At 41.6% G+C, this 21,612-nt stretch carries 18 protein-coding genes; 6 read left to right on the top strand and 12 right to left on the bottom strand.

Annotation, left to right across the window (positions count from 1 at the left end):
* Positions 1-62: 62 nt before the first annotated feature.
* Positions 63-1,028, top strand: coding sequence for an NAD-dependent epimerase/dehydratase family protein (locus tag QNI15_RS12580; protein ID WP_314032007.1), 966 nt, complete (start codon positions 63-65; stop codon positions 1,026-1,028).
* 601 nt (positions 1,029-1,629) lie between these two features.
* Here QNI15_RS12580 and QNI15_RS12575 read toward each other — a convergent pair.
* The 4 genes from QNI15_RS12575 to QNI15_RS12560 all read right to left on the bottom strand — a co-directional run bounded on the left by QNI15_RS12575 (position 1,630) and on the right by QNI15_RS12560 (position 5,595).
* A complete protein-coding gene (locus tag QNI15_RS12575) occupies positions 1,630-2,367 on the bottom strand; it encodes an SDR family oxidoreductase (protein WP_314032006.1) in 738 nt (245 codons plus the stop codon).
* A 124-nt stretch (positions 2,368-2,491) separates the two neighbouring features.
* Positions 2,492-3,370: a helix-turn-helix domain-containing protein gene (locus QNI15_RS12570; RefSeq protein ID WP_314032004.1), complete on the bottom strand. Its 879-nt coding sequence runs from the start codon at positions 3,368-3,370 to the stop codon at positions 2,492-2,494.
* A 402-nt stretch (positions 3,371-3,772) separates the two neighbouring features.
* Complete coding sequence (locus QNI15_RS12565; RefSeq protein WP_314001278.1) at positions 3,773-4,333, bottom strand: hypothetical protein; 561 nt, start codon at positions 4,331-4,333, stop codon at positions 3,773-3,775.
* Between the two features lie 242 nt (positions 4,334-4,575).
* Positions 4,576-5,595 carry a hypothetical protein gene (locus tag QNI15_RS12560; RefSeq protein WP_314001276.1) on the bottom strand — a complete coding sequence of 340 codons (1,020 nt, stop codon included), beginning with the start codon at positions 5,593-5,595 and terminating at the stop codon, positions 4,576-4,578.
* Between the two features lie 199 nt (positions 5,596-5,794).
* Here QNI15_RS12560 and QNI15_RS12555 point away from each other — a divergent pair, with 199 nt between their 5' ends.
* Entirely contained in the window at positions 5,795-6,190 is a 396-nt protein-coding gene (locus QNI15_RS12555; RefSeq protein WP_314032003.1) for a VOC family protein, read from the top strand.
* Positions 6,190-6,597 (top strand): hypothetical protein, encoded by a 408-nt coding sequence (locus QNI15_RS12550; protein WP_314032001.1) that lies wholly within the window; start codon positions 6,190-6,192, stop codon positions 6,595-6,597. Before QNI15_RS12555 ends, QNI15_RS12550 begins: the two co-directional genes overlap by 1 nt.
* Before the next feature lie 38 nt (positions 6,598-6,635).
* On the opposite strand, the gene QNI15_RS12545 is transcribed toward QNI15_RS12550, so the two are convergent.
* A complete protein-coding gene (locus QNI15_RS12545) occupies positions 6,636-7,271 on the bottom strand; it encodes a hypothetical protein (protein ID WP_314032000.1) in 636 nt (211 codons plus the stop codon).
* A 401-nt stretch (positions 7,272-7,672) separates the two neighbouring features.
* Between QNI15_RS12545 and QNI15_RS12540 the strand changes: the two genes are divergently transcribed.
* Positions 7,673-8,089 carry a hypothetical protein gene (locus tag QNI15_RS12540; RefSeq protein WP_314031999.1) on the top strand — a complete coding sequence of 139 codons (417 nt, stop codon included), beginning with the start codon at positions 7,673-7,675 and terminating at the stop codon, positions 8,087-8,089.
* Between the two features lie 555 nt (positions 8,090-8,644).
* Here QNI15_RS12540 and QNI15_RS12535 read toward each other — a convergent pair.
* The 6 genes from QNI15_RS12535 to QNI15_RS12510 all read right to left on the bottom strand — a co-directional run bounded on the left by QNI15_RS12535 (position 8,645) and on the right by QNI15_RS12510 (position 16,886).
* The gene (locus QNI15_RS12535) at positions 8,645-9,544 is read right to left on the bottom strand and encodes a flavin reductase family protein (protein ID WP_314031997.1); all 900 of its coding nucleotides are present in this window, start codon (positions 9,542-9,544) and stop codon (positions 8,645-8,647) included.
* 15 nt (positions 9,545-9,559) lie between these two features.
* Positions 9,560-10,798, bottom strand: a complete 1,239-nt coding sequence (gene fahA, locus QNI15_RS12530) for a fumarylacetoacetase (RefSeq protein ID WP_314031995.1) — start codon at positions 10,796-10,798, stop codon at positions 9,560-9,562.
* Between the two features lie 141 nt (positions 10,799-10,939).
* Positions 10,940-13,309, bottom strand: coding sequence for a T9SS type A sorting domain-containing protein (locus tag QNI15_RS12525; protein WP_314031993.1), 2,370 nt, complete (start codon positions 13,307-13,309; stop codon positions 10,940-10,942).
* 233 nt (positions 13,310-13,542) lie between these two features.
* Entirely contained in the window at positions 13,543-14,682 is a 1,140-nt protein-coding gene (gene hppD, locus QNI15_RS12520) for a 4-hydroxyphenylpyruvate dioxygenase (protein ID WP_314031992.1), read from the bottom strand.
* Positions 14,683-14,723: 41 nt separating this feature from the next.
* Positions 14,724-15,899: a homogentisate 1,2-dioxygenase gene (locus QNI15_RS12515; protein WP_314031990.1), complete on the bottom strand. Its 1,176-nt coding sequence runs from the start codon at positions 15,897-15,899 to the stop codon at positions 14,724-14,726.
* A gap of 339 nt (positions 15,900-16,238) precedes the next feature.
* Positions 16,239-16,886 carry a cysteine hydrolase gene (locus QNI15_RS12510; RefSeq protein ID WP_314031988.1) on the bottom strand — a complete coding sequence of 216 codons (648 nt, stop codon included), beginning with the start codon at positions 16,884-16,886 and terminating at the stop codon, positions 16,239-16,241.
* Between the two features lie 257 nt (positions 16,887-17,143).
* Between QNI15_RS12510 and QNI15_RS12505 the strand changes: the two genes are divergently transcribed.
* Positions 17,144-20,197, top strand: coding sequence for an FAD-binding and (Fe-S)-binding domain-containing protein (locus QNI15_RS12505; protein ID WP_314031986.1), 3,054 nt, complete (start codon positions 17,144-17,146; stop codon positions 20,195-20,197).
* 22 nt (positions 20,198-20,219) lie between these two features.
* The gene (locus QNI15_RS12500) at positions 20,220-20,609 is read left to right on the top strand and encodes a hypothetical protein (RefSeq protein ID WP_313976816.1); all 390 of its coding nucleotides are present in this window, start codon (positions 20,220-20,222) and stop codon (positions 20,607-20,609) included.
* A 71-nt stretch (positions 20,610-20,680) separates the two neighbouring features.
* On the opposite strand, the gene QNI15_RS12495 is transcribed toward QNI15_RS12500, so the two are convergent.
* Entirely contained in the window at positions 20,681-21,079 is a 399-nt protein-coding gene (locus QNI15_RS12495) for a nuclear transport factor 2 family protein (protein ID WP_314031984.1), read from the bottom strand.
* Positions 21,080-21,612: the final 533 nt, after the last annotated feature.

Raw genomic sequence — 21,612 nt, 5'->3', positions numbered from 1 at the left:
TGTAAACGTTTTGTGCCTCCTGTTGCCTGCATCTTTGTATTGCAATCTTACGCAATCGATATATGAAACAGGTATTTGTAACAGGAGGTTCGGGTTTTGTGGGACAAAACCTTATTCCTATGCTCATAGAGCAAGGGTATACAGTAAAAGCCCTGGCACGTTCGGCTCAGGCTATCCAAAAAGTAGAAAAGCTAGGTGCTACTGCCATAAAAGGTGATCTGAACGACGCTCAGCAACTGGCACAGGGAGTGAAAGACTGTGAAACAGTATTTCATCTGGCTGCCTCTGTAGACTTTTTCGCCTCAGAAAAAGACCTCCGAAAACTACATGTTGAGGCAACAGCACTGTTGTTGTCGGCTGCTAAAAATGCAGGTGTACATAAATTTGTCTATCTGAGTGCCGCTTCTGTTATCATGAATGGCCGGCCTATCGTACATGCAGACGAGAGTTTTGTTTCTGATAACATCATCGACGGCTATTCAAGAACCAAGCTGCAAGCCGAGAATCTGGTTCTGCAAGCCAACACCCGCCACTTTCAGACTATAGCCCTGAGGCCACCCTTGATCTGGGGCAAAGGCGACCCTAATGTATTGCCTGCCATTATAGACGCTATAAAAAAAGGACAAATGCAGTTTATAAATGGTGGCAATCACCGCCTGGTAACCTGTCATGTCACCAATGTATGTCATGCCTTGATACTGGCAGATCAGAAAGAGCAAAGTGGCAAAACATATTTTCTGACAGATGGAGAAACTCCCGTTTTCAAAGACTTTATACAAAGCTATGTAGGCACACAAGGTGTCAGCATTCCTGATAAAACTGTCTCTCTGGCAGCGGCAAAACGTATCGCAGCTGTTATGGAATTTGTCTGGAAAACCTTCAGGCTGAAAGGCCATCCACTTCTCTATAAAGGACTTGTGAACACACTAGGCCTGGAGTTTATCACCAACGACAAACGGGCAAGGCAAGAACTTGGCTACAAGACATTTGTAACCATAGAGGAAGGGTTAAACAGCATGAGAAAGTAGTGTGGAGGTATAATAAGAGCCTTATTCTCTCACAGCCTTCCTATTATGTCCCCATGTTGGTATTATCACCAACCTGAACGGTGGGAAACAGCTCGTTGGTGAATAACACCAACGACGGGAAAAGCTTTATCCCTCTCCTAAGGACTAGACTATCTTTCTGTCCTTCTGAAAGAACCTTGTGACAAATAGTGCCGCGTTTGGTTTGTCAGAGACAAATTATCTCCAGTCGGAACGGCCGCCGGTCTTGCCACGAGATTCTTCCAGAAGGACAGATGAGGTAGTTTGAGTGGTTTTCTCAAGTTGACAGCATTGAGCGTCCGCTGCGTTGGTAGGTAAAACCTTGTTTAGTTACTATCACAAATCTGAACAAGGCTCAATTTGTCCCAACGCAACAGACGTTGCTTTCATTTTGGGTCCGAACGGACGTTCGAACCAGTGCTCTCTTTTTTAATCTTCATTTCTGAAAAAACTATCGGACACAATAAGGGCTCTCTTTTAGGAGTACAGGGAGGAGAATGTTTCTCCTGAGTTGGTTCTTCGGAGTATTCTACTTCAAAGAGCCGCCTTATACGAATGTATTAACGCCATCCAATAGCCAAGCTTACCACGGAATGTCTCCTGTTTCAGGGTTGTTTTCTTCACTGACAAACTTTCCGGTTGGGCCGTTGGCGCCGAGGACAGCGTATTTTACCACACGTTTGCCTGCTTCCTCAACCGTACCCGTACCCCGATGTTGGTTAAAATCAGTAGCAGTGAAGCCAGGATCAACCATGTTTACTTTAAATGCTGTATCACGCAGTTCGTATGCCAGCACAACCGTATACATGTTCAGTGCCGCTTTTGAGGAGTGGTACACTGCACCCTTATTGTGATAATACTTCCAGGTAGGATCATTGTGAAGGGTAAGTGAACCCATCCCTGAGGTTACATTCACAATGCGAGGCTCAGGCGACTTCTGCAACAGGTCTATAAATGCCTGTGTTACCAGTACCACTCCGAACACATTGGTCTCATATACCGCTTTAAATTGCTCCAGGCTTGCTGTAAGAGCGTTTTGTGGCCGACCTCCGTTGATGCCTGCATTATTGATCAGCACATCCAGTACCTCTGTTTTTTCACCCACTGCGGCACGGGCAGCCTTTACGGATTCCGGATCACTTACATCTAACTGAATGGCTTCGACTTCGTGTAATCCTTCGGCTTTCAGCTTCTCGACAGCTTCCTGGCCATTTGCTAAACTACGGCTACCCAGGTACACATAATATCCTTGTTGTAATAACTGGCGGGCAGCTTCAAAACCAATACTCTTATTGGCTCCGGTAATCAATGCTTTTTTCATGGTTTTCGTATGTAATGTATAATAGAGTGGCCTTCGTGACCGTCCTCTTCAATTGTTTATACATACAAAGGTCTCTTTTTGGCGGGTCTTTGTTAAAAGAGAATCAAACCAAAAAGTATGAGAATCAAACTTTTTTCTTCCGGAAAGAGTTGGGCGTAGCACCTGTTACCCGTTTGAAGTAGTTGTTAAAATAAGTAGTATACTCAAATCCCAGTCCATAGGCGATGTCTGCCACACTCCAGTTGCTATGCTGCAATAGTGCCTTAGCTTCTGTGGCAATCCGTTCAGCGATATGTACAGAGGTAGGCTTGCCAGTTACTTCCTTCACCAACCGGTTGAGGTAGTTGATATGCACAGACAACGATTCTGCAAAGTCCTGAGCGGTACGTAAGCGGAGCGGATCTTTGGGACTTTCAATAGGAAACTGCCTTTCGAGCAATTCCATAAATAGCCAGGCAATCCGTGACGCTGCATTTCGTTGTGTTAGTCCATTAGGCACTGGCTGCATTTGTAACGCTTCATGAATGATCAGTTCTATACAGTTTCTGAGTAATTCATCTTTATAGTCATAAGGACTATTGTGTACAGCAAGCATTTTCTGGTAAATGCTTGTCAGAAAGGCCGTCTGGTCTTTAGTTAGGAAAAAGAGAGGCGTTGTGCCAACCCGAAACAAAGGAGAGTTTTGTAGAAGTTCACGATCCCTGCCAGCCATAAACGCTTCCGTAAAAATACAGGCATACCCTTTCTTCTGCTCTGTATGATGCACAACCGTATGAGGGATATGGGGATTACTGAAAAACAGGAAAGTATCGTTAATATCCAGGACTTGATCCCCATAGTAAATGGTCATATTGCCTGTAGCCAACACGATCTTATAGTAGTCCCTTCTGCGATGGGATTGCGAGATATCTACAGTCTCTAAAATTTCGTGAACCTTAAATCCTTTCCGTTGCAGATCTGCCGTAATATTTCCCGGAAGCTCGGTTATCGTTGCATTGCTCATTCTACAAAGTTAACAAAATCAAACTTTGAATTGCTATTACCTTTTACAACATAATGACTTACTTGTTTATCCATAGCTGACAGCCCTCCTGAAAGACGAAATCCCTTTCCTGTCCTCCTGAAAGAAACTCCCCATCTGCCCGTCTGGAAAAAATACACCCCTCTTTGTCCTTCTGTAAGAATCTTGTGACAAATAGTGCTATGCTTGATTTCTGAGAGAGAAAAATGTACTCCAAAGGGAGATGCCGCCGGTCTTGTCACGAGTTCCTTTCAGGAGGACAGCGAAGGGGGAGATGACTTTTCCAAAGAGATAGACTGATTCTTTTAGGAGGATAAAATAGAGTGATTTAAGAAAGGGATTTCTTATGAAGTCAAAGTCAGATGTACTTGTTAGAAAATTGTTCTACTCACAAGATTCACAGTCACATTGCAGAGGTACATAAATATCGTCAATTGCACCTATCCTATAATAATTTCTGTAATTTTTGACTCTTTCTATGATTTGATCTTTTTGTGGGTTTGTTGCTAACTTGTGAGTAAGATAACTAATTACTTCCTGTAATGTATTGCCTCTGTTTTTGCAATTAATTGATTCAAAAAAGGTGAACTGACCATTCCTATCTATATACAAAATATGACTAAACGAAAGTTGCGGATCTAGTACATAAAAATGATAGATATGGGAATTTTCTAATTTGAATTCGCTTCTATTTGTAAAAGTATTAATAACGGGAGAATTTGTTAAATCATAGATTCCAACTCTCTTAATAAAGCAATTATCCTTCTCAAAAGAAAAGTCTTCTTTAGCTTTAATCTTATACTCGGGGACAGTACGGGTGAGAAATTCTATTATTCTTTCTGCCTTACTAGAGTCTAGTAGACAACCTTCCCGTTTACTAGTTAAAACAGAAGTTTTGCAAGAGAGTAATATTATAGATAGAAATAGTAAAGCAAGGGCTTTCATGACTTGATTACAGGTATTTTTTTATATTAGAGAGTTTTATCTGGTTTAATAAGCAGCTGTCAGTCGTTCTCCTGCATTTATTTCGTCTTTGTTATTTGTATATGCTGAGATTAATAGTATTGATAACTGCCTGTATTCTAGTCGCCTGGAATATAATAGAAGTAACTTGGATAAGACCCACAATTTCTTCAATAAGAATGTCCGCAAACTCGTTCATAGAATGAATCTGCGATGATATGTATTTAATAATAGTCAGCATCAATATCACTCAGATCTACATCCGGATATCCATACTTTTCTATTAACTCGTATTTTTTGTATTGCTGCTGATATGGATCTATGGCAAAACACAACAAATTATCCAGATACTTTATGTAGGCTCTGTTTTCTTCATTGAGGAAACCTTCCGTCTTATCAATCATGTATCTAGCCCATGTGGCGCCAGCTTCCAACCAGCCAGAATTATACTGAAGTGTTCTTTCCAATACCATGCGGTATTTGAATAAGTAGGCAAATATGCGTATCAATTTGTCATGGTTTACAGTATCCCTATTAAAGTCTCTATCTCTTTCCAAGCCTGTTTGGAGACCATAAGCTTCTATATCACTAAACCATTCTGTATAATCTGTTACTGGTCTTGCTTTAATGAACTCTCCCTCCTCAAATGACTGCATGTATTTTAGGTCAATGCCAAATGCCTGGAAGAGTGAGTCTAACTGCTTATACCGATACAGCCTTGGTGGATTATTTCTAAAGTTTTTTTCACTCCACGAGTGTGGCTCAGGCGAGAAGCCTCGTAGGTCAAGATATTGCTCTAGCAGATTTTCCCGACGAAGGGTCGGATAAGGGATTACATCACCCCAAAAGATTCTAGTCAGTTTCTTATCAGTTTCAGACCAGTGTACTACTATATTACGGGGTTCGTAATGGAAAAGGAGTTGACCATACTTTTTATCAATGGCCTTAGTAGGGCCAAAATTCTGGAAAATATCTTTAGTTGAGGTGATTCGTAGACTTTCTACCAACTCTTCCATCAGAGATATCTCTACAACTTTTCCATTTTTGATTTTATATTGACCACCTATTTTGCTTTTTACCCACTTTGTCATTTTGTCAACCTGCCATTGAGATTCTACAAATTCTATGCTGAGCAGGCTTTCATCGTCTCCAAGGCTGATACCATTTAACATCAGCTGACTTACTGAAACTCCGGGTTGTGTAATTATTGACAGATTATCTAAGATCTCAAACTTGTTGTTCATGAATTTTAAAGGATATATGTATATACCAGAGGCAGTAAATATACTAACTATTGGATGTACACAAGATACTATATCTCAAGGGTATCAGGTCCAACAAAACAAACTACTCACTTGCAAATCCTACACAAGGCACCTATCTTTGGTTAAAGGCTCAGCACTAGACTAGTAGAAATCACACAACCAGCACTTACCACACAACATGACCACCTACAAACCTGAAAAGTATACTTCTCTTGCTCCATACCTCATTGTTGACGATGCCCAAAAACTGGTAGATCAGCTTACCACAATCTTTGATGCTACCACTCTAAGACGCTTTGGCCGTGAAGACGGCAAGATTGCTCATATAGAATTGCGGCTTGACGATACCGTACTTATGATCAGCAACAGCACGGAAAACTATGCTGCTAACAAAACCATGTTGCATATCTATGTGCCAGATGTATTCAGTACCTTTCAGTTAGCCATAGACAATGGTTGTCAGATCATCGAGAAGCCTGTCAATAAAGAAGGAGATCCGGACACACGAGGTTCGTTTTATGACATAGCAGGCAACTACTGGGCAGTAAGTACACAAACCCATCCCGCATACTGATGAAAGACCAGCGACAAAAATTTAACTATGCCGATTTTGATCCGGTGAAGGCTGTTGCCTTAACCTTCCCTGACACAGAAGAAGGCATTTCTCATGAAGGTACACCTTCGGTAACGGTTCGCGGAAAACTTATGTGTCGCCTTCACGACAGTGGAGAGTTTATCTCTATTCGGATCGGATTTGAGGAAAGAGACAAATACCTGGACAGCCACCCGGAGATTTTTCACTTACCCGACCATTTTAAGGCTTATCCCTATATTGCAATGTGGCTGCACAACTACAATAAAGTCCTGCTCACCGAGATCCTGGAAATAAGCTGGAAAGGACGGGCCACCAAAAAACAGCTAAAAGACTATGAATCAAAGAAAGCTGCTAGCCTCTTAGAGAAGCTTGACATAGTAGACTAACCCCCATGAACTTGTCACATAGCTTAAATCTCCCTTGATTACTTATCCAGAGAGATTACACTACTAATCAATCCATCTTTGACAATAAATAACGCATTGATGATGGGGGCGTTTCCATAAGAGTCGTCCTGCCAGGTATAGTTGTGTATAGCGGCAAATTTAGCTAATGAATCTCTGTCTGCTTGTCTGGAGATAATTGTCATACAGGTACGTCTTGGAATAGACACCAATAGTTCTTCTGCCTGTAGTAGTTCATGCGCCTTTAACATATGGTTCTGACAAAGAATCTTTTCGCTTGAAAAGTCATTGCCAGAGGCTGCCAATGCCTGGTTAGCAAGACTTCCAATAAACTCGAAGGGCGACTCTATCGCTTCCAGGTTTTCGTAGGCGGAAGTCAGTACCTGACCGGGATCTTTACCTTCCAGGTCATTAGGCATTAAAAAAACAAAGTTAGTGGGTGCATCATATCCAAAGGCAACTACCAGTTCGGGCTGTTCCTGTGTGCCTAACAACGTTTGTTTCAATGCACCTGCCTGTATCCCAACCCAGTCGCCCGGCTTCAGGATAGGATAGATTTTGGTAATCTGGCCAGACTTTATTTGCTCAACTTCGTTATTAACCCTTTTGTCCTGCTCTGCATCTCCTTTGCCGAAGATCCGTTTAAATAATCCCATAGTAATTCGTTTATATAGTGTGTTTTTATGTGTGTCACAATGAACTATTCAGTCCTTATATCCAGAAGTCATTGCTTTATCACTCTGCTTTTACTACTAATCTGACGTCAGCAGTAGAAAAGTTGCTTTCAAAAATAGGGATAACCCTTTCTTAAAGAATTCTCCTTTCGACTATTTTCTTTCCTATGTAGTATTTGCCGATAATCCACGCATATAAACCTACCACTGGTGAATAAAAGTAACTATAATTAAGTATAATGTACCATTTGAGCGTAGTTCTGATAATCAAAACAACGCTCAAAATCGCATGCATTTAATGCCGATATTTGTAAAGTCAATCAGCAAGTAGTCCGGACACTGACTGGTGACTCTATGTTACACACAACTAATTATACATTCATATGGCCTTAACATTAACCTTATTGACAACCAAAGCAGACTGCAACAAAGTACTTGACCAACTCAGCGACCTGAAAAGTGATCTGGAATACAAGCAAATCGCGACTACCCGTAACCGTGATAACGCCTCAGACCGGGCAAGTGATATTGAGGCTACCTTAGCCTCAGCAGAAGCTGAAGTAGACTCTTTGACTGCCATCATCGCTGTGCTGCCTGAAGGCACAACTAAAACGGAGATGGAGACACGAAAAGTAAAGGCGGAATACAAGTTGTTTACTGCCCAACAACGTAAGCTGCAATATGGTACCACAGCGGTAGTGTTACGCGAATCGGAACTAGATGAGATTGAGCAACGCCTATCAGTAATAGATGGCTCTATGTCGGCAATCACCAATCACAAAGCAACACTGGCAGCTTGATATGTAGCTGGTAGTATTTTGTGGAATATGAAAAGCCGTAGTCTATTGGACTACGGCTTTTTGTTTTAGGTAGCTTTTCTGGAAAGCCAAGAGGTTCACTGCTGCTAAGTAAAACACTCAGAAACACACTTCCTGGAAGGACAGTTCTTCTTCCTGTGCTCCTTCGTTTGCCCTCTCTTCCTTTTTGTCCTCCTGAAAGGATCTTCCCGCCCACGCCAAGCCTGCCACAATTTAGCGTGGGCGTGGCAGGCTGTTGCAAGACCAGCGGCCTTTCCGACTGGAGATATTTTTCTCTCTCAGAAACCGGACATGGCTCTATTTGTCACAAGATTCTTTCAGAAGGACAGCAGGGGATTCCTTTCAGGAGGACAGAGAGAGTATTTTTTCTGTATGTACCAACCACTTTCTCAGAAAAGTTATGGGACAGGAGCTCTCCTTGTGGCAGCAAGAAGGCCAGCACACCGCCACAACGGCTCATGGTAGCTTATTTATTTCACTATTTATTCCGCTGCAAAGTCAAATCCTTTTACTCAATATTTGGAATGACTCCTATTCTTATGGTAACTGTAACAAAGTCTTCCAGGCATTGTCTACCTGCCCGGCCTCCAGTAATTCTTTTGCCAGTTGATGTAAATGATCTTCTAATGATTCTGTATGATGCGAAAACCGTTCAAAGATCTCTGCAATGCGCGGGTCATTTGCAAAGGCCGACACAGCATCCTTATCTGGCATTACTTCCGTATTGCCTAACCTTCCCAGATTATTTCCTGACAAAATCCGGCTGTTACGGATACGAAAAGGAATCTGGTCCACGCCTATCCCTTTTTTCTGATTCGGTTTAGGTACGATAAATAACGACTCACTTGATATATGGGCATAGTAATCTCCTCCCATCCTGGCAACCAGATCCAACGCTCTGGGATTTGCCCTCTTACCGGATGCATCTAGCACTTCTTCCTTCACATGTACCAGCAATACTTCACAAACGACCAGTGTACCAGCACCCCCACCCGTTCCTAACGGGATAATCTCATTTACCCGACACTCCAGACTGGCCGGACTTTCTGCTACCCGTGGTGGTTTCACTCTTTCAGAAGGCACTGGTGTAAGCCCAGCTTTAATGAATTCGTTTACACCTTTCTCATATTCAACACTAGCCAGAGAGGTTTGTTCTACTATAGCATAGTTTACAATGTTAATAACTACCTCCGGTACTTCCAGCACATTTTCATAGGTGTGTTTGGTAGTAGCATCCCTCCCTCTGCGGGAAGGAGAAAACACCACAATAGGCGGATTGGTACTGAACATGTTGAAAAAGCTAAAAGGACTCAGATTGACATTGCCCAGTGCATCAACTGTACTGGCAAAGGCAATAGGACGAGGACAAACTAAACTTTGCAGCAGCCCCTGGCTTTCCATCACGGAAAGTTTGGTAAAATCAAATGTATGGATCATGCTATAATTCCGTAGTTACAATGATGGCAGTAATTTACCACGTACTTCCCCAAAACCAATTCGTAAGCCATCTTTTTCACAAAAACCTCTCATAACAACGGTATCATTATCCTCCAGAAACTTTCTTTCTATACCATCTGAAAAAATCAACGACTTTTTTCCTCCCTCTGTAAGCTCAAGCAGTGATCCCCAACTATCTGCACTCTCACCCGAGATAGTACCGGATGCCATAACATCTCCAATACAGAGATTACACCCGTTAACAGTATGATGTGCCAGTTGCTGGCAGATGTTCCAATACAGATAGTTGAAGTTGGATCGGCAAACTACCTGTTCCTCTAACCCTTCCGGCTGAATGGCTACTTCAAGCTGAATATCAAAAGAGTGCTCCCCTTCATATTGCAAATATGGCAATACAGCAGGATTCTGAACCGGACTGCCTGTTCGGAAAGGTTCCAGTGCATCCAGGGTCACAATCCAAGGTGATATGGAAGAAGCAAAGTTCTTTCCGAGAAATGGTCCCAGAGGCTGATATTCCCATCCCTGAATGTCACGGGCAGACCAGTCGTTAAATAAAAAGAAGCCAAAGATATGCTCCTCAGCCTGACTAGTAGAAACAGTTTGTCCTAAAGCTGTTTCCTTGCCTATCACAAAGGCAACCTCCAGTTCAAAATCCATTCGTTTGGATGGGCCAAAAGTAGGTAAATCAGCATCTGCCGCTTTTCGTTGTCCTTTGGGTCGGTGAATATTGGTTCCTGATATCACAATAGAAGAGGCTCTCCCATGATAGGCTATGGGCAAATGTTTCCAGTTGGGCAAAAGTGGATTATCCGGTCGGAATTGTTTCCCTACGTTAGTTGCATGTTCTATACTGGAATAGAAGTCTGTATAGTTACCAATCTGAACAGGCATCTGTAAAGTAGCATCCGCCTGCCTGACCAATACCTGATCCCGATAGGATTGTAGCTCATTATTCCCTTCCAAGAGTAATTCCATTATTCTTTGACGGGTGATTTGCCATACAGGCTTCCCGAGTGCCATAAATGCATTTAAGTAAGAACTACCAAAAACTTCAGCCGCATTGGGTATCTCTTCCAGCAAGCCAACAGAAGCCACTGCATGAAGGTCCAGAATGTACTCTCCTATCGCTACCCCAGCACGAGGATGTTGTCGGTTAATCTGAAAAATACCATATGGCAGATTTTCTAATGGAAAGTCGCTTCCTTCTGGTATTGGTACCCAGGATTTTTTCATAACTCTTATTCTGTTTGTTGATCGTTAAATGTAGAAGATTTTTCAGGAAGATAAAATGGGTATATACAGGAACAGCACCGCTTTACAGAAAAACTGCCAAACGGTGCTGTTGAAATAATGTATTGAATTTTGTTTAGTGTACTATTGCTTTACAACTTTCAGTTGTTCTCTGATTCCTGTCCGGTCAGAAATCCGGATCAGATACAAACCAGCAGGCAGATTAGTAGTTTTAATCAGAACTGCACTATTTCCTTGTCCCTCCTGCTCTCCAACAATCCGTCCATCTGTTGCAATTACAGTCAGTTTAGCATTCTGATAGCCTCCATGTAGTTGTACCTGGAAATCGGTGGCAGATGGATTCGGAAATGCAAAAGATGTTTGGGCTGGTTCCAGATTACCTGCCAGTCTTGCACCTGAAGAACAGGCTGTTGTAAATAGGGTAAAATACTTTTGTTTTAGTAAGCTACCGTTGCCAGCCAGTGTTTTCAATTCTATCAGGTATTGTTGGTTTGCTAGCATATTCTGCGTATTGTTCGGAATATGCAATAGCTGTGTTGCCTGAGAAGAACTATCAAAGACATAGGTATATTCATTGATTAGTTGTCTCGGGTCATTCCGCCATACTTTTACAGATAGCTTCTTCGCATTGGCATCATTGGCATTAACCTGTAAGGTATCAACATTGCATAGTGAAACCGACGAGTTGCCAGCAGGCCAGATCAGTAGTGGATCTGTACTTGCAGCAGGCCCTGTAGTAAAAGTAAGTATAGATTGTTTATCGGAAGATCCATATCCAGGAACAAGATATTCAACCCGTACCTGATAAGTAGTATTGGGTTGTAAAGTTGCAGCAGGCTGCCAGGATGTGATACCCCGATTCAGAACAAGATCTAATTGATAGTCTGAACCTTGCCAATCTGCCGGATACCGATCTATTTCGTATGATCCATAGAATATATACAACTGATGTTGAGATATATTTTCTGGTTCTCTCACACGGATAGTTGGTCGCAAAGGTACATTCGTTTGTCCCTGCACAGGATCTATAAATTCTACAACAAGTGTCGAATCTGCCGGAAGAGGCTTAATGGTAATGTTATATTTACTTTGCCCGATCATTGCTCCTAGAGAATCCTTGGTAGTCAATAAGACTTCCGCTGCATAGGGGGTTCCGTCAAATCCATTTATAAATGCACCAGCACTCACATTTTCTTGTGCAGTTTCAGCAGTAAGCAACTTGTAGGTAACTCCTCCATTGCGTTGGTAATTTACTTTTTCTCCTGTTGATGTCTTAAATATATCAATTCTGATATAACGGGCTCGGGAATCGTTGGCATTCACAGTCACATCGCCCCCATTAGAGCTCATTATAAAAGGAACAAGATATAGTGTAGAATCCGGAGCAGGCGAAACCAGCAAAGGTTGAGAAAGTGGTCTGGCAATTGTGGTGAATGTTTCAGATACTTCCAATGGAGGAAAAGGAGCCCCACCATTGCGATAGGTTACTTTTACCTGATATTTAACACCTGGCTTTAAAGCAACAGGTAGTCTCCAACTGGATGTAGTATCGCCAAACGCCTTTACCTGATAGTCTTCTCCCTGCCAGTCTGCCGGATATCGATCTATCTCGTAGGTATCAAAAATAACCGGTCGATCACAACCAGGCTTTTCAGTTTCAACCGGACGGGTAAGCCGGATTACAGGCAGCAAGGAAACTCCGGTATCACCATCCATCGGACTCACAAATTTAGCTTGTAACACCCGATAGAACCGCCGTACAACAACAGGAACGGTGTAATACTTTTTACTTAGCAACGCATCATTGGCACTCCATGTACTTATTTCAAATACTGCATCAAACTCACTGAAAGTCTTTTCATCAAGATTTATTCCAATCGTCCGATTAGTAGTAGCCTCCTGTGCGTTGGCAAATGGAATGACAATGGATCTTGAATCTGGCCAGGCAGTCCATCCAATGGATTGCCCAGTTTGTTTGTTATAAATCTTCACAGTTGCCTTTCGGGCAGAAGAATTATTTGCATTAATTGTAATGACATCGTTTATAATTTGTCGCTCATTCTGACACACATACCATTTTGCTGTTTCGACAGGGCTCACCAACAACGGCACTGCGTTCTGGGTACCAGTAAAGAATGTAAAGTATTGCTGACCAATCATACTGCCATCCACACGTTGTGTTTTTACCTCAACCAAATATTGTTGTTTAGGCAAAAGTGTAGTAACATCTGAGAACGTGACAGGGTAAACAGCATCCCACTCATAGTTAAATAGTTTGTAAGTCTCATATACAAGTGTTCTAGGATCATTGACCCATACCTTGATAGAAATTTTTCGGGCAGCACTGTCATTGGCATTGACAACAAATCCCGAAAAGTTACTGAGATCGACTGTTGTATTAGGTTGTGGCGAAAGCAGCTCTGGAGAATTGGCTGCATAGCTGGTTGAGAAAAGGCTGCTGACCAAGATCAGCAAGACATAAAAATACTTCATAGTGTAAATAGTAAAAGAGATGAATAAAAAATAAAAGGAAATACAAGCTTTAGAATACATTTTACTAAACTGTGTATTTTCAGAATGTCTTTCCTGTCTCTTTATAACTATAAGTCTCTATTGTTAACATCTGTTTATGAAATATTTTTACTATTTTTCACAAAATAAAAACACTCGCCACATTTTCGATGGCGAGTGTTTTTACTTATACAAGAAAAATGTTTAAAATAACCTTACAAAGTACCTCTGAGTTCCTGTTCGCGTTCTATCGCTTCAAACAAAGCTTTAAAGTTTCCTTTCCCAAAAGACTTAGCTCCTTTCCGCTGAATAATCTCAAAAAATAACGTTGGCCGTGGCTCTATGGGCTTTGTAAAAATCTGTAGCAGGTACCCTTCATCATCCCGATCTACCAGTATTCCCAGTTCCTTGATTGGTGTCAAGTCTTCGTCAATCTCCCCAACCCGATCCAGCAGATCTTCATAATAGCTAGCGGGTACTGAAAGAAATTCTACTCCTCTGCTTTGCAGGGCTGTTACAGTCTCGATGATGTTATTTGTAGCCACTGCAATGTGTTGGATACCAGGTCCATGATAAAAGTCCAGATACTCTTCTACCTGTGATTTCTTTTTCCCTTCAGCAGGTTCATTTACCGGAAACTTAATTCGTCCGTTTCCATTACTCATCACTTTACTCATCAAGGCTGTGTATTCGGTAGAAATGTCTTTGTCATCAAAAGATACCAACTGCGTAAAGCCCATCACCTTGGCATAAAACTCAACCCACTTGTTCATTTCATTCCAGCCTACATTGCAAACCATATGGTCTACATACTCCAGCCCTAATGGAGCGGGATTATAGTTTGATTCCCATTTGACAAAACCTGGTAAGAAAGTTCCCTGATAGTTTTTCCTTTCTATAAACAGATAGGCTGTATCACCAAACACCTTAATGCCACTCTTCTTTGTCTCTCCAAATTCATCTTTTTGAGTAATAGGCTCTATATACGGTATAGCCCCCCGCTTTACCGTTTCATAAAATGACTTTTCGGCATCATCTACCCATAAGGCCACTGATTTCACTCCATCGCCATGATCATCAATGTGTTTTCCTATGAGAGTGCCGGGTTTTAATGGAGAAGTTAGTACCAATCGAATCTTTCCTTGTTGTACTACGTAACTCTCACAGTCTTTTGATCCGGTAGAGAGACCTGCATACGCTAATGACTGAAATCCAAAAGCTGTTTTATAAAAATGTGCAGCCTGTTTTGAGTTGCTAACATACAGCTCAATATAGTCGGTACCATTGAGAGGCAGAAAGTCTTCCGCATCCGGAAAAATCTTCTCAATAGCAGGAGAAGTTACTGAAACATCCATACGATTATGATTAGTTTGTTGATATAAGTGTCTGATAAAAATCAGTTGATTGCTTCATTCTCACTAAGCCACGACAGATAATATTTACCATCGTCAAGTTTTAATGCCTCTTCTGTCAGCATCAATGGACGAAAGGTATCTACCATCACAGCCAGTTCGTCGGTACGTGTTTTGCCAAGGCTACGCTCCATCGCACCTGGATGCGGCCCATGGGGAATCCCTCCCGGATGGAGCGTAATATGACCTTGAGCAATATCATTGCGACTCATAAAATCCCCGTCTACATAATACAACACCTCATCCGAATCAATGTTGCTATGATTATAGGGTGCGGGTACCGCCTTCGGGTGATAGTCGTATAATCGCGGACAAAATGAACATACAACAAAGGCACTGGTCTCAAACGTAAGATGTACAGGAGGTGGCTGATGCACTCTGCCTGTAATAGGTTCAAAATTATGGATCGAAAAGCCCCAGGGATAATTGTATCCATCGTATCCAACCACATCAAACGGATGATAACCATACATCAGTTCGTGTAAATATCCTTGTTTCTTTATTTTTAATAGAAAGTCGCCCTTTTCATTATAGGTTTCCAGCTGTTCAGGCAGCTTATAATCCCGTTCACAATACGGGGAATGCTCAAGTAGCTGTCCAAACCAGTTCCGGTATTTCTTGGGAGTATAGATAGGATGATGACTCTCAAGATATAGTAACCGATTGTCTTCTGTAGCAAAGTCAATCTGGTAAATCATTCCTCTGGGAATAATCAGATAGTCACCGTATTCAAAAGAAATATTACCAAGCATTGTACGTAATACTCCACTCCCCTTGTGAATGAATAACAACTCATCGGAATCTGCATTCTTGTAGAAATAATCACGCAACGATTTACGGGGAGCGGCCAATCCAAAAATCAGATCCGTATTGACCAGCAGTGGTACTCGTGACTCAAGGAAATCATCAGCAGGCGGCACCTGAAATCCAATCAGTTTACGGGCTTTCATATTACGGTCCACTGCTACCTTAGGTGTAACATCTTTTGACTCTCCTACCTGTTTGACCTGTGTAGGACGATGCAGATGATAGAGCAAGGAAGACATACCTTCAAACCCTACAGTCCCAAATAATTCTTCATAGTACAATCCTCCATCTGGCTTCTCAAACTGTGTATGCCGTTTGGTGGGTAGCTTTCCTAGTTTGTGATAAATAGGCATAGAATCTTTGGTTAAAAGCAATAACTTCAAGAATTCCTCTAAAAATATTTCAATTCAAAACAAAAATAATTATTTTTTCAGAGAAACATATCCTATTTGAGAGAATATTATTTTTCCAGACCAGATTACACTACTAAGAGATTTTTAATAAATCAGATACAGTTTAGTGCGGCAAAACCTGGTAAAAGTAGAGAGTCAGTGGAAGAATGATGATTGGGATAACAAACTATGAATATGAATTTACCAAAACAAAACCAGCACCTATACTCTCTCTAAAAGCATAGGTGCTGGTAAACTCACATCTCAAATTTGAGATGACTCATATTTCTATATAGTTCATTAATTATATCCTCTTCCACCTGTAGACTCAACCACCAGCTTTCCTTCCAACTCTCCAATAAAGTCGGCTCCTTTCATGGGTTGTGAAAACATAGGATAATCTTTTTCGCAAGCCATCTTTTGTTCTTCTTCGCTTAGAGTAGCCGTACAATCTGTCAGTGTGATTACTTCATAGCCAAGCTCATATCCGGTACGCATGGTAGACTCTACACAACAGTTTGTCAGAAATCCAGCCAAGGCAATGGTTTGAATGCCCCGGCTACGTAGTATAAAATCCAAATTAGTACTGACAAACCCATCCAGTCCTCTTTTACCCTCAATAATTATATCTTCTGCCTGAGGTTTTAGTACATCTACAATTTCCACTCCCCATGTCCCCTTACGGAAAGATTTGCTATCTACCACACCCTTTAGGATACCATAAGGCTGACGACGAAGTTCGTGATAGCCGTCTGCAAACGAAATAGGGACATGCACAATCTGTGCACCCATCTCGCGGGCTTTGGTTACCATATTGACAGTGTTTGCCAACGTATTATTGGATTGCATCACGCCTTTTACAGCATCATGCAGACTTCCGCCCGGACTTGTAAAATCATTTTGGAATTCGATAAGAACAACTGCAGTTTTTTCAGGAGTGAGATTCATAGCAGTAAGGGTTAAATTAAACACACAACAAAAACGTTTTAAGTTACCTATTTGTTGAAAATAATTGATAAAAATTGGGATTAATTTATTGTAAACTGGCTCCCTAATCTGATAGAACTTCCTTTAGTAGTGATCTTATCGCATTCTGAATGACAGTGTTACAAACATCCATGTGTTATCACTTTTGCAAAAACCCAGTGCAATTCTGTCAGAATTTATCGGTGTAGTCATTACATTTGCACAAATTGTTTACCTGCATGGAAGATCGTTTTCAATTACTGGCTCAAAAATTAATCGGCGAACTCTACTGGGACAACGCTATGCGTACCGTTTATGCAACAGATGCATCCGCCTATCAGGAAACCCCGCTGGCTGTGGCACATCCCAAAACCAATCATGATATACAAACACTCATTCGCTTTGCGGATGAAAATCAGATTACCCTTATCCCCAGAGCAGCCGGAACCTCACTCGCAGGGCAAGTAGTAGGAAAGGGATTGGTAGTGGATATATCCAAACATATGACCCAGATTCTGGAGATCAACGAAACAGAACGATGGGTACGTGTGCAGCCAGGTGTTATTCGAGACGATTTAAATAAAGTGCTATTGCCTTATGGTTTGTTTTTTGGCCCGGAAACATCTACTGCCAGCAGGGCAATGATTGGCGGTATGGTAGGAAACAACTCCTGTGGTCTTCACTCTATTGTCTGGGGCACTACCAGAGATCATCTACTGGCAGTAAAAGGATATCTTAGTGATGGCTCAGAAGTAGAATTCCGCGAACTGACAGACAAAGAGTTTGAGCAGAAGAAATTCAATCCACTCGACTTTGGCGTTTCTAACTTCATTGAACAGATACCTGCCAACCGAAAGTTTGAACATCGTATTTACAATCGACTGGATCAGCTACTTTCCAATACGGAGAACCAAACTGCTATTACCGATAATTTCCCTAAACCTACTATTCGGCGAAGAAACAGCGGGTATGCATTAGATGCATTCCTGCCTTATTATAAAGGAAGTTCTCCAAACAGATTTAATCTTTCGAAGCTTATTGCAGGGTCGGAAGGCACACTGATGTTCCTTACTGAGATCAAACTAAATCTCCTACCCCTTCCACCAAAAGAAACAGCGATAGTATGCATTCATGCCAACTCCATTGATGAGGCCTTACGCGTGAATCAGCTTGTCATGCATTACCATGCTCCTATGGCCTCTGAACTGGTAGATAAGTATATACTGGATTTTACCAACGGACATCCGGAATACCATAAAAATCGTTTCTTTATTGAAGGAGATCCTCAGGCTATACTGATGGTAGAATTTATGGAGGAAACTCAGGAAGCCGTAGCACAGAGAGCAGAGAAATTGGTAGCAGACTTGAAACAGGCAGGATTAGGTTACGCCTATCCGGTTATCTATGGAGAGCCTACCAAACAAGTCTGGGATGTGAGAAAAGCAGGCCTGGGACTGATACGAAATCTTCCAGGCGATACCCAACCTGTAAATCTGATCGAAGATTGTGCCGTCGATGTAACAGATCTGCCAGCCTATATACGTGAACTGGAACAATTGCTTCAGCGATACAATCTCACCTATTCGATGTATGCCCATGCAGGAGCAGGTGAGTTGCACGTAGAGCCGATGATCAATCTCAAGACGACAGAAGGCAATGCACTTTTCAGAGAGATTTTAGCACAGACAGCCGCGCTGGTAAAAAAATATGGAGGAGCATTGAGTGGTGAACACGGTGATGGTCGTTTGCGGGGTGAATTTATCCCTTTTATGATGGGAGATAAAGTGTATCAGCTTTTTAAGGAAGTAAAACGGATCTTTGATCCCAATGGCGTTTTCAATGCAGGCAAGATTGTAGATACTCCTCCTATGAATGCCTTTTTGCGGTATAAGCCAGATCAGGCTTATGCCAATGTAGATACCGTCTTTAGTTTTAGCCGACAGGAAAATGTACTTCGTCTTACAGAAAAGTGTAGTGGGTCTGGAGATTGTCGCAAAACGCATCTTACAGGAGGGACCATGTGCCCAAGCTACATGGCTACCCGTGACGAAAAAGATACTACCCGTGCCCGTGCCAATAGTCTGCGGGACTTTTTAACCAAGCTCCCTTCCTCCTATGAAAGATCAGAAGCAGGCAAAGCAGCTTTTATGGATAAGGCTGGACAAGGTGTAGCCCGTCGGGCCAGAGTCGTAAAAGAAGTAATGGACTTGTGTCTGAGCTGTAAAGGCTGCAAATCTGAATGCCCATCCAATGTAGATATAGCTAAGCTGAAGGCTGAATTCCTGCAGCATTACCATGATGTAAATGGTATTCCTCTCAGAAGCTGGCTGGTTGGAAACTTTGCCAAACAGATGCAAGTAGCTTCTATGACTCCCTGGGTCTATAATACCATCTTTGGTACAACAGCCATCCGAAAAATCGCTAATCGGTTTGCAGGTTTTCATCCTGACCGCAGCATGCCATTACTGGCTAAAACACCGTTGAGGAAATGGTATGATGCCAGAGTACTGGAACAGGCAAGTCATACAACGGCTGATAGCCACTCGGTCAAAACGAACACATCCAAGATTGTCTATCTGTTTTGTGATGAGTTTACGAACTTCAATGATGTGGAAATTGGTAAGAAAACCATTTTCTTACTGGAGAAGCTAGGTTACACAGTAATTATTCCGGAACACCATGAAAGTGGCAGGTCCTATCTTTCTAAAGGGATGGTGCGGGATGCACAAACGTTGGCAGTTAAAAATGTAGAGTTGTTAAAAGATCTGATCACAGAAGAGACACCTCTCATTGGTATTGAACCTTCGGCAATCTTAAGCTTTCGGGATGAATACATTGATCTCGTACCCGAATCCTTACAGCAAACAGCGATAAAACTTGCTAAGAATGCATTGTTGATCGAAGAGTTCTTTGAAAGGGAAATCAATGCAGGCAATATCCGAAAAGAGCAGTTTAACCAGGAAAAACGCCTGATCAAATTGCATGGACATTGCCACCAGAAAGCACTGGCTTCTGTAGTTCCTACAAAGAAAATGTTAGCGTTACCAGCTAATTATGAAGTACAACTTATTCCTTCGGGTTGTTGTGGCATGGCGGGATCTTTTGGGTATGAGAGAGAGCACTATGAGGTATCTATGAAGATTGGTGAACTGGTTTTATTTCCGACTGTACGTAAACAACCCGAGGAGGTTATTATCGCCGCACCGGGTACCAGTTGCCGGCACCAGATTCATGATGGTACCCATCGCAAGGCACTTCATCCGGTTGAGGTATTATTTGACGCCTTAGTCTAACAGCTATTTTATTATCAACTCTATGCCATTCCTTTTTCAGGAAGACAAGTTAAAGTTAACACTGGAGCATGATGTGCTGCTGGCACTGACAGATGCCATCAAAGATGTAGCCGACAATCTGGACACAAACATAGACTATCGGTATGAACACTATGCCACCAAGAGTTCATACACTGAAATTGCTATGTTGCGGGATCTGCATTGGCTACATCATCAGTTTACACGCAAGCTGGAATCGTCCTATCTTAATAACCGAAGGAAGGTAAGCATGAGCCTACCTATAAGCTATCTCTATCTGTTACATAAACAGGTTATTCACAACTTTAACAATCACTACCTGCAACAAGCCATTGACCAGGTAGACAAGCTGATTAAATCTTATAAGTTCTCGGACCGCCTGGATTTGCGATAGTAGATGATTCTTTCTTGTATCTAGTAGTATCTATATCACCAATGGATTTTTGGCATCCTGACACAAATACTTTATCCCTGAAATGTTTCAGTCACAAGTTGAGTATCCATATACTCATTTAGTTCCTGTAGCTTACCTTCTGTAATATGGCATACCCAACAATATTTATTATTGTATAACTTACCATCCGGAGTAGTGTTTTGCCCTGTGGCTTCTACTACCACATATTCATCATCTGCAATAAAACGATTAGCAATAACTTTATAAGGTGGTTTTAAGGTAGTTCTTACAGCTGCCCATAACTCGCCCAATACAGCTTGCTTCCCATCAAATGTTTTGGACCATTGCCCAGATCCCATCCATGTCCAACGCATAGTATCAGCCATGCTATCTATAAATGGTTGGTCGTTTCCTTGAGAAAGCTGATCAAATATATACTGCATCAACTTTTTGTTGTCACTTGCGTTCATGTTGCCATTTATGTCTAGCTATTTTCTATAAATACATTTTATACTCTTCCAATTGCTATTGGATTTTATAAATCAAATGTATATCAAAAGAATTTGTCAGATAGGATGCGATTATGACAAAATGGAGGCGCTTTACGACAAAGGAAGGTTTGCCCTCTTTTAGAGATTATATATATTTTATAAATCTCTATAAAACCAGCTATGTCATCACAGTAACCGTAAAATTGTAAGTAATCAGGCCGAATAGTCTATGGCAAAATAAGTTCAGGCGGAGTATGAAGATGATTGCTAAAGCGACCTTTAATTAAAAAATAGTCTACTAATTAGCCCTATCAACAATAGTTGATTCTTATAATGCAGCCAATCCGGTTACTCTAAAAAACCTAAGGATTGGATCATTTACAATCCCCATCTTTAGCATTATCATGCACAGGTAAAAGAAAATATCCTGCAAATCAAATATTGCCCACATATTCAGATAAATACATGGAAGTATGGCAATCCATCTCAACGTTCTATTCTTCGTTTTAAAC

The organism is Xanthocytophaga flava (assembly GCF_030068545.1).
Taxonomy (GTDB): domain Bacteria; phylum Bacteroidota; class Bacteroidia; order Cytophagales; family 172606-1; genus Xanthocytophaga; species Xanthocytophaga flava.
Note: the sequence above shows the minus strand (reverse complement) of the source record. Positions and strands in the feature narration are given on the sequence as shown.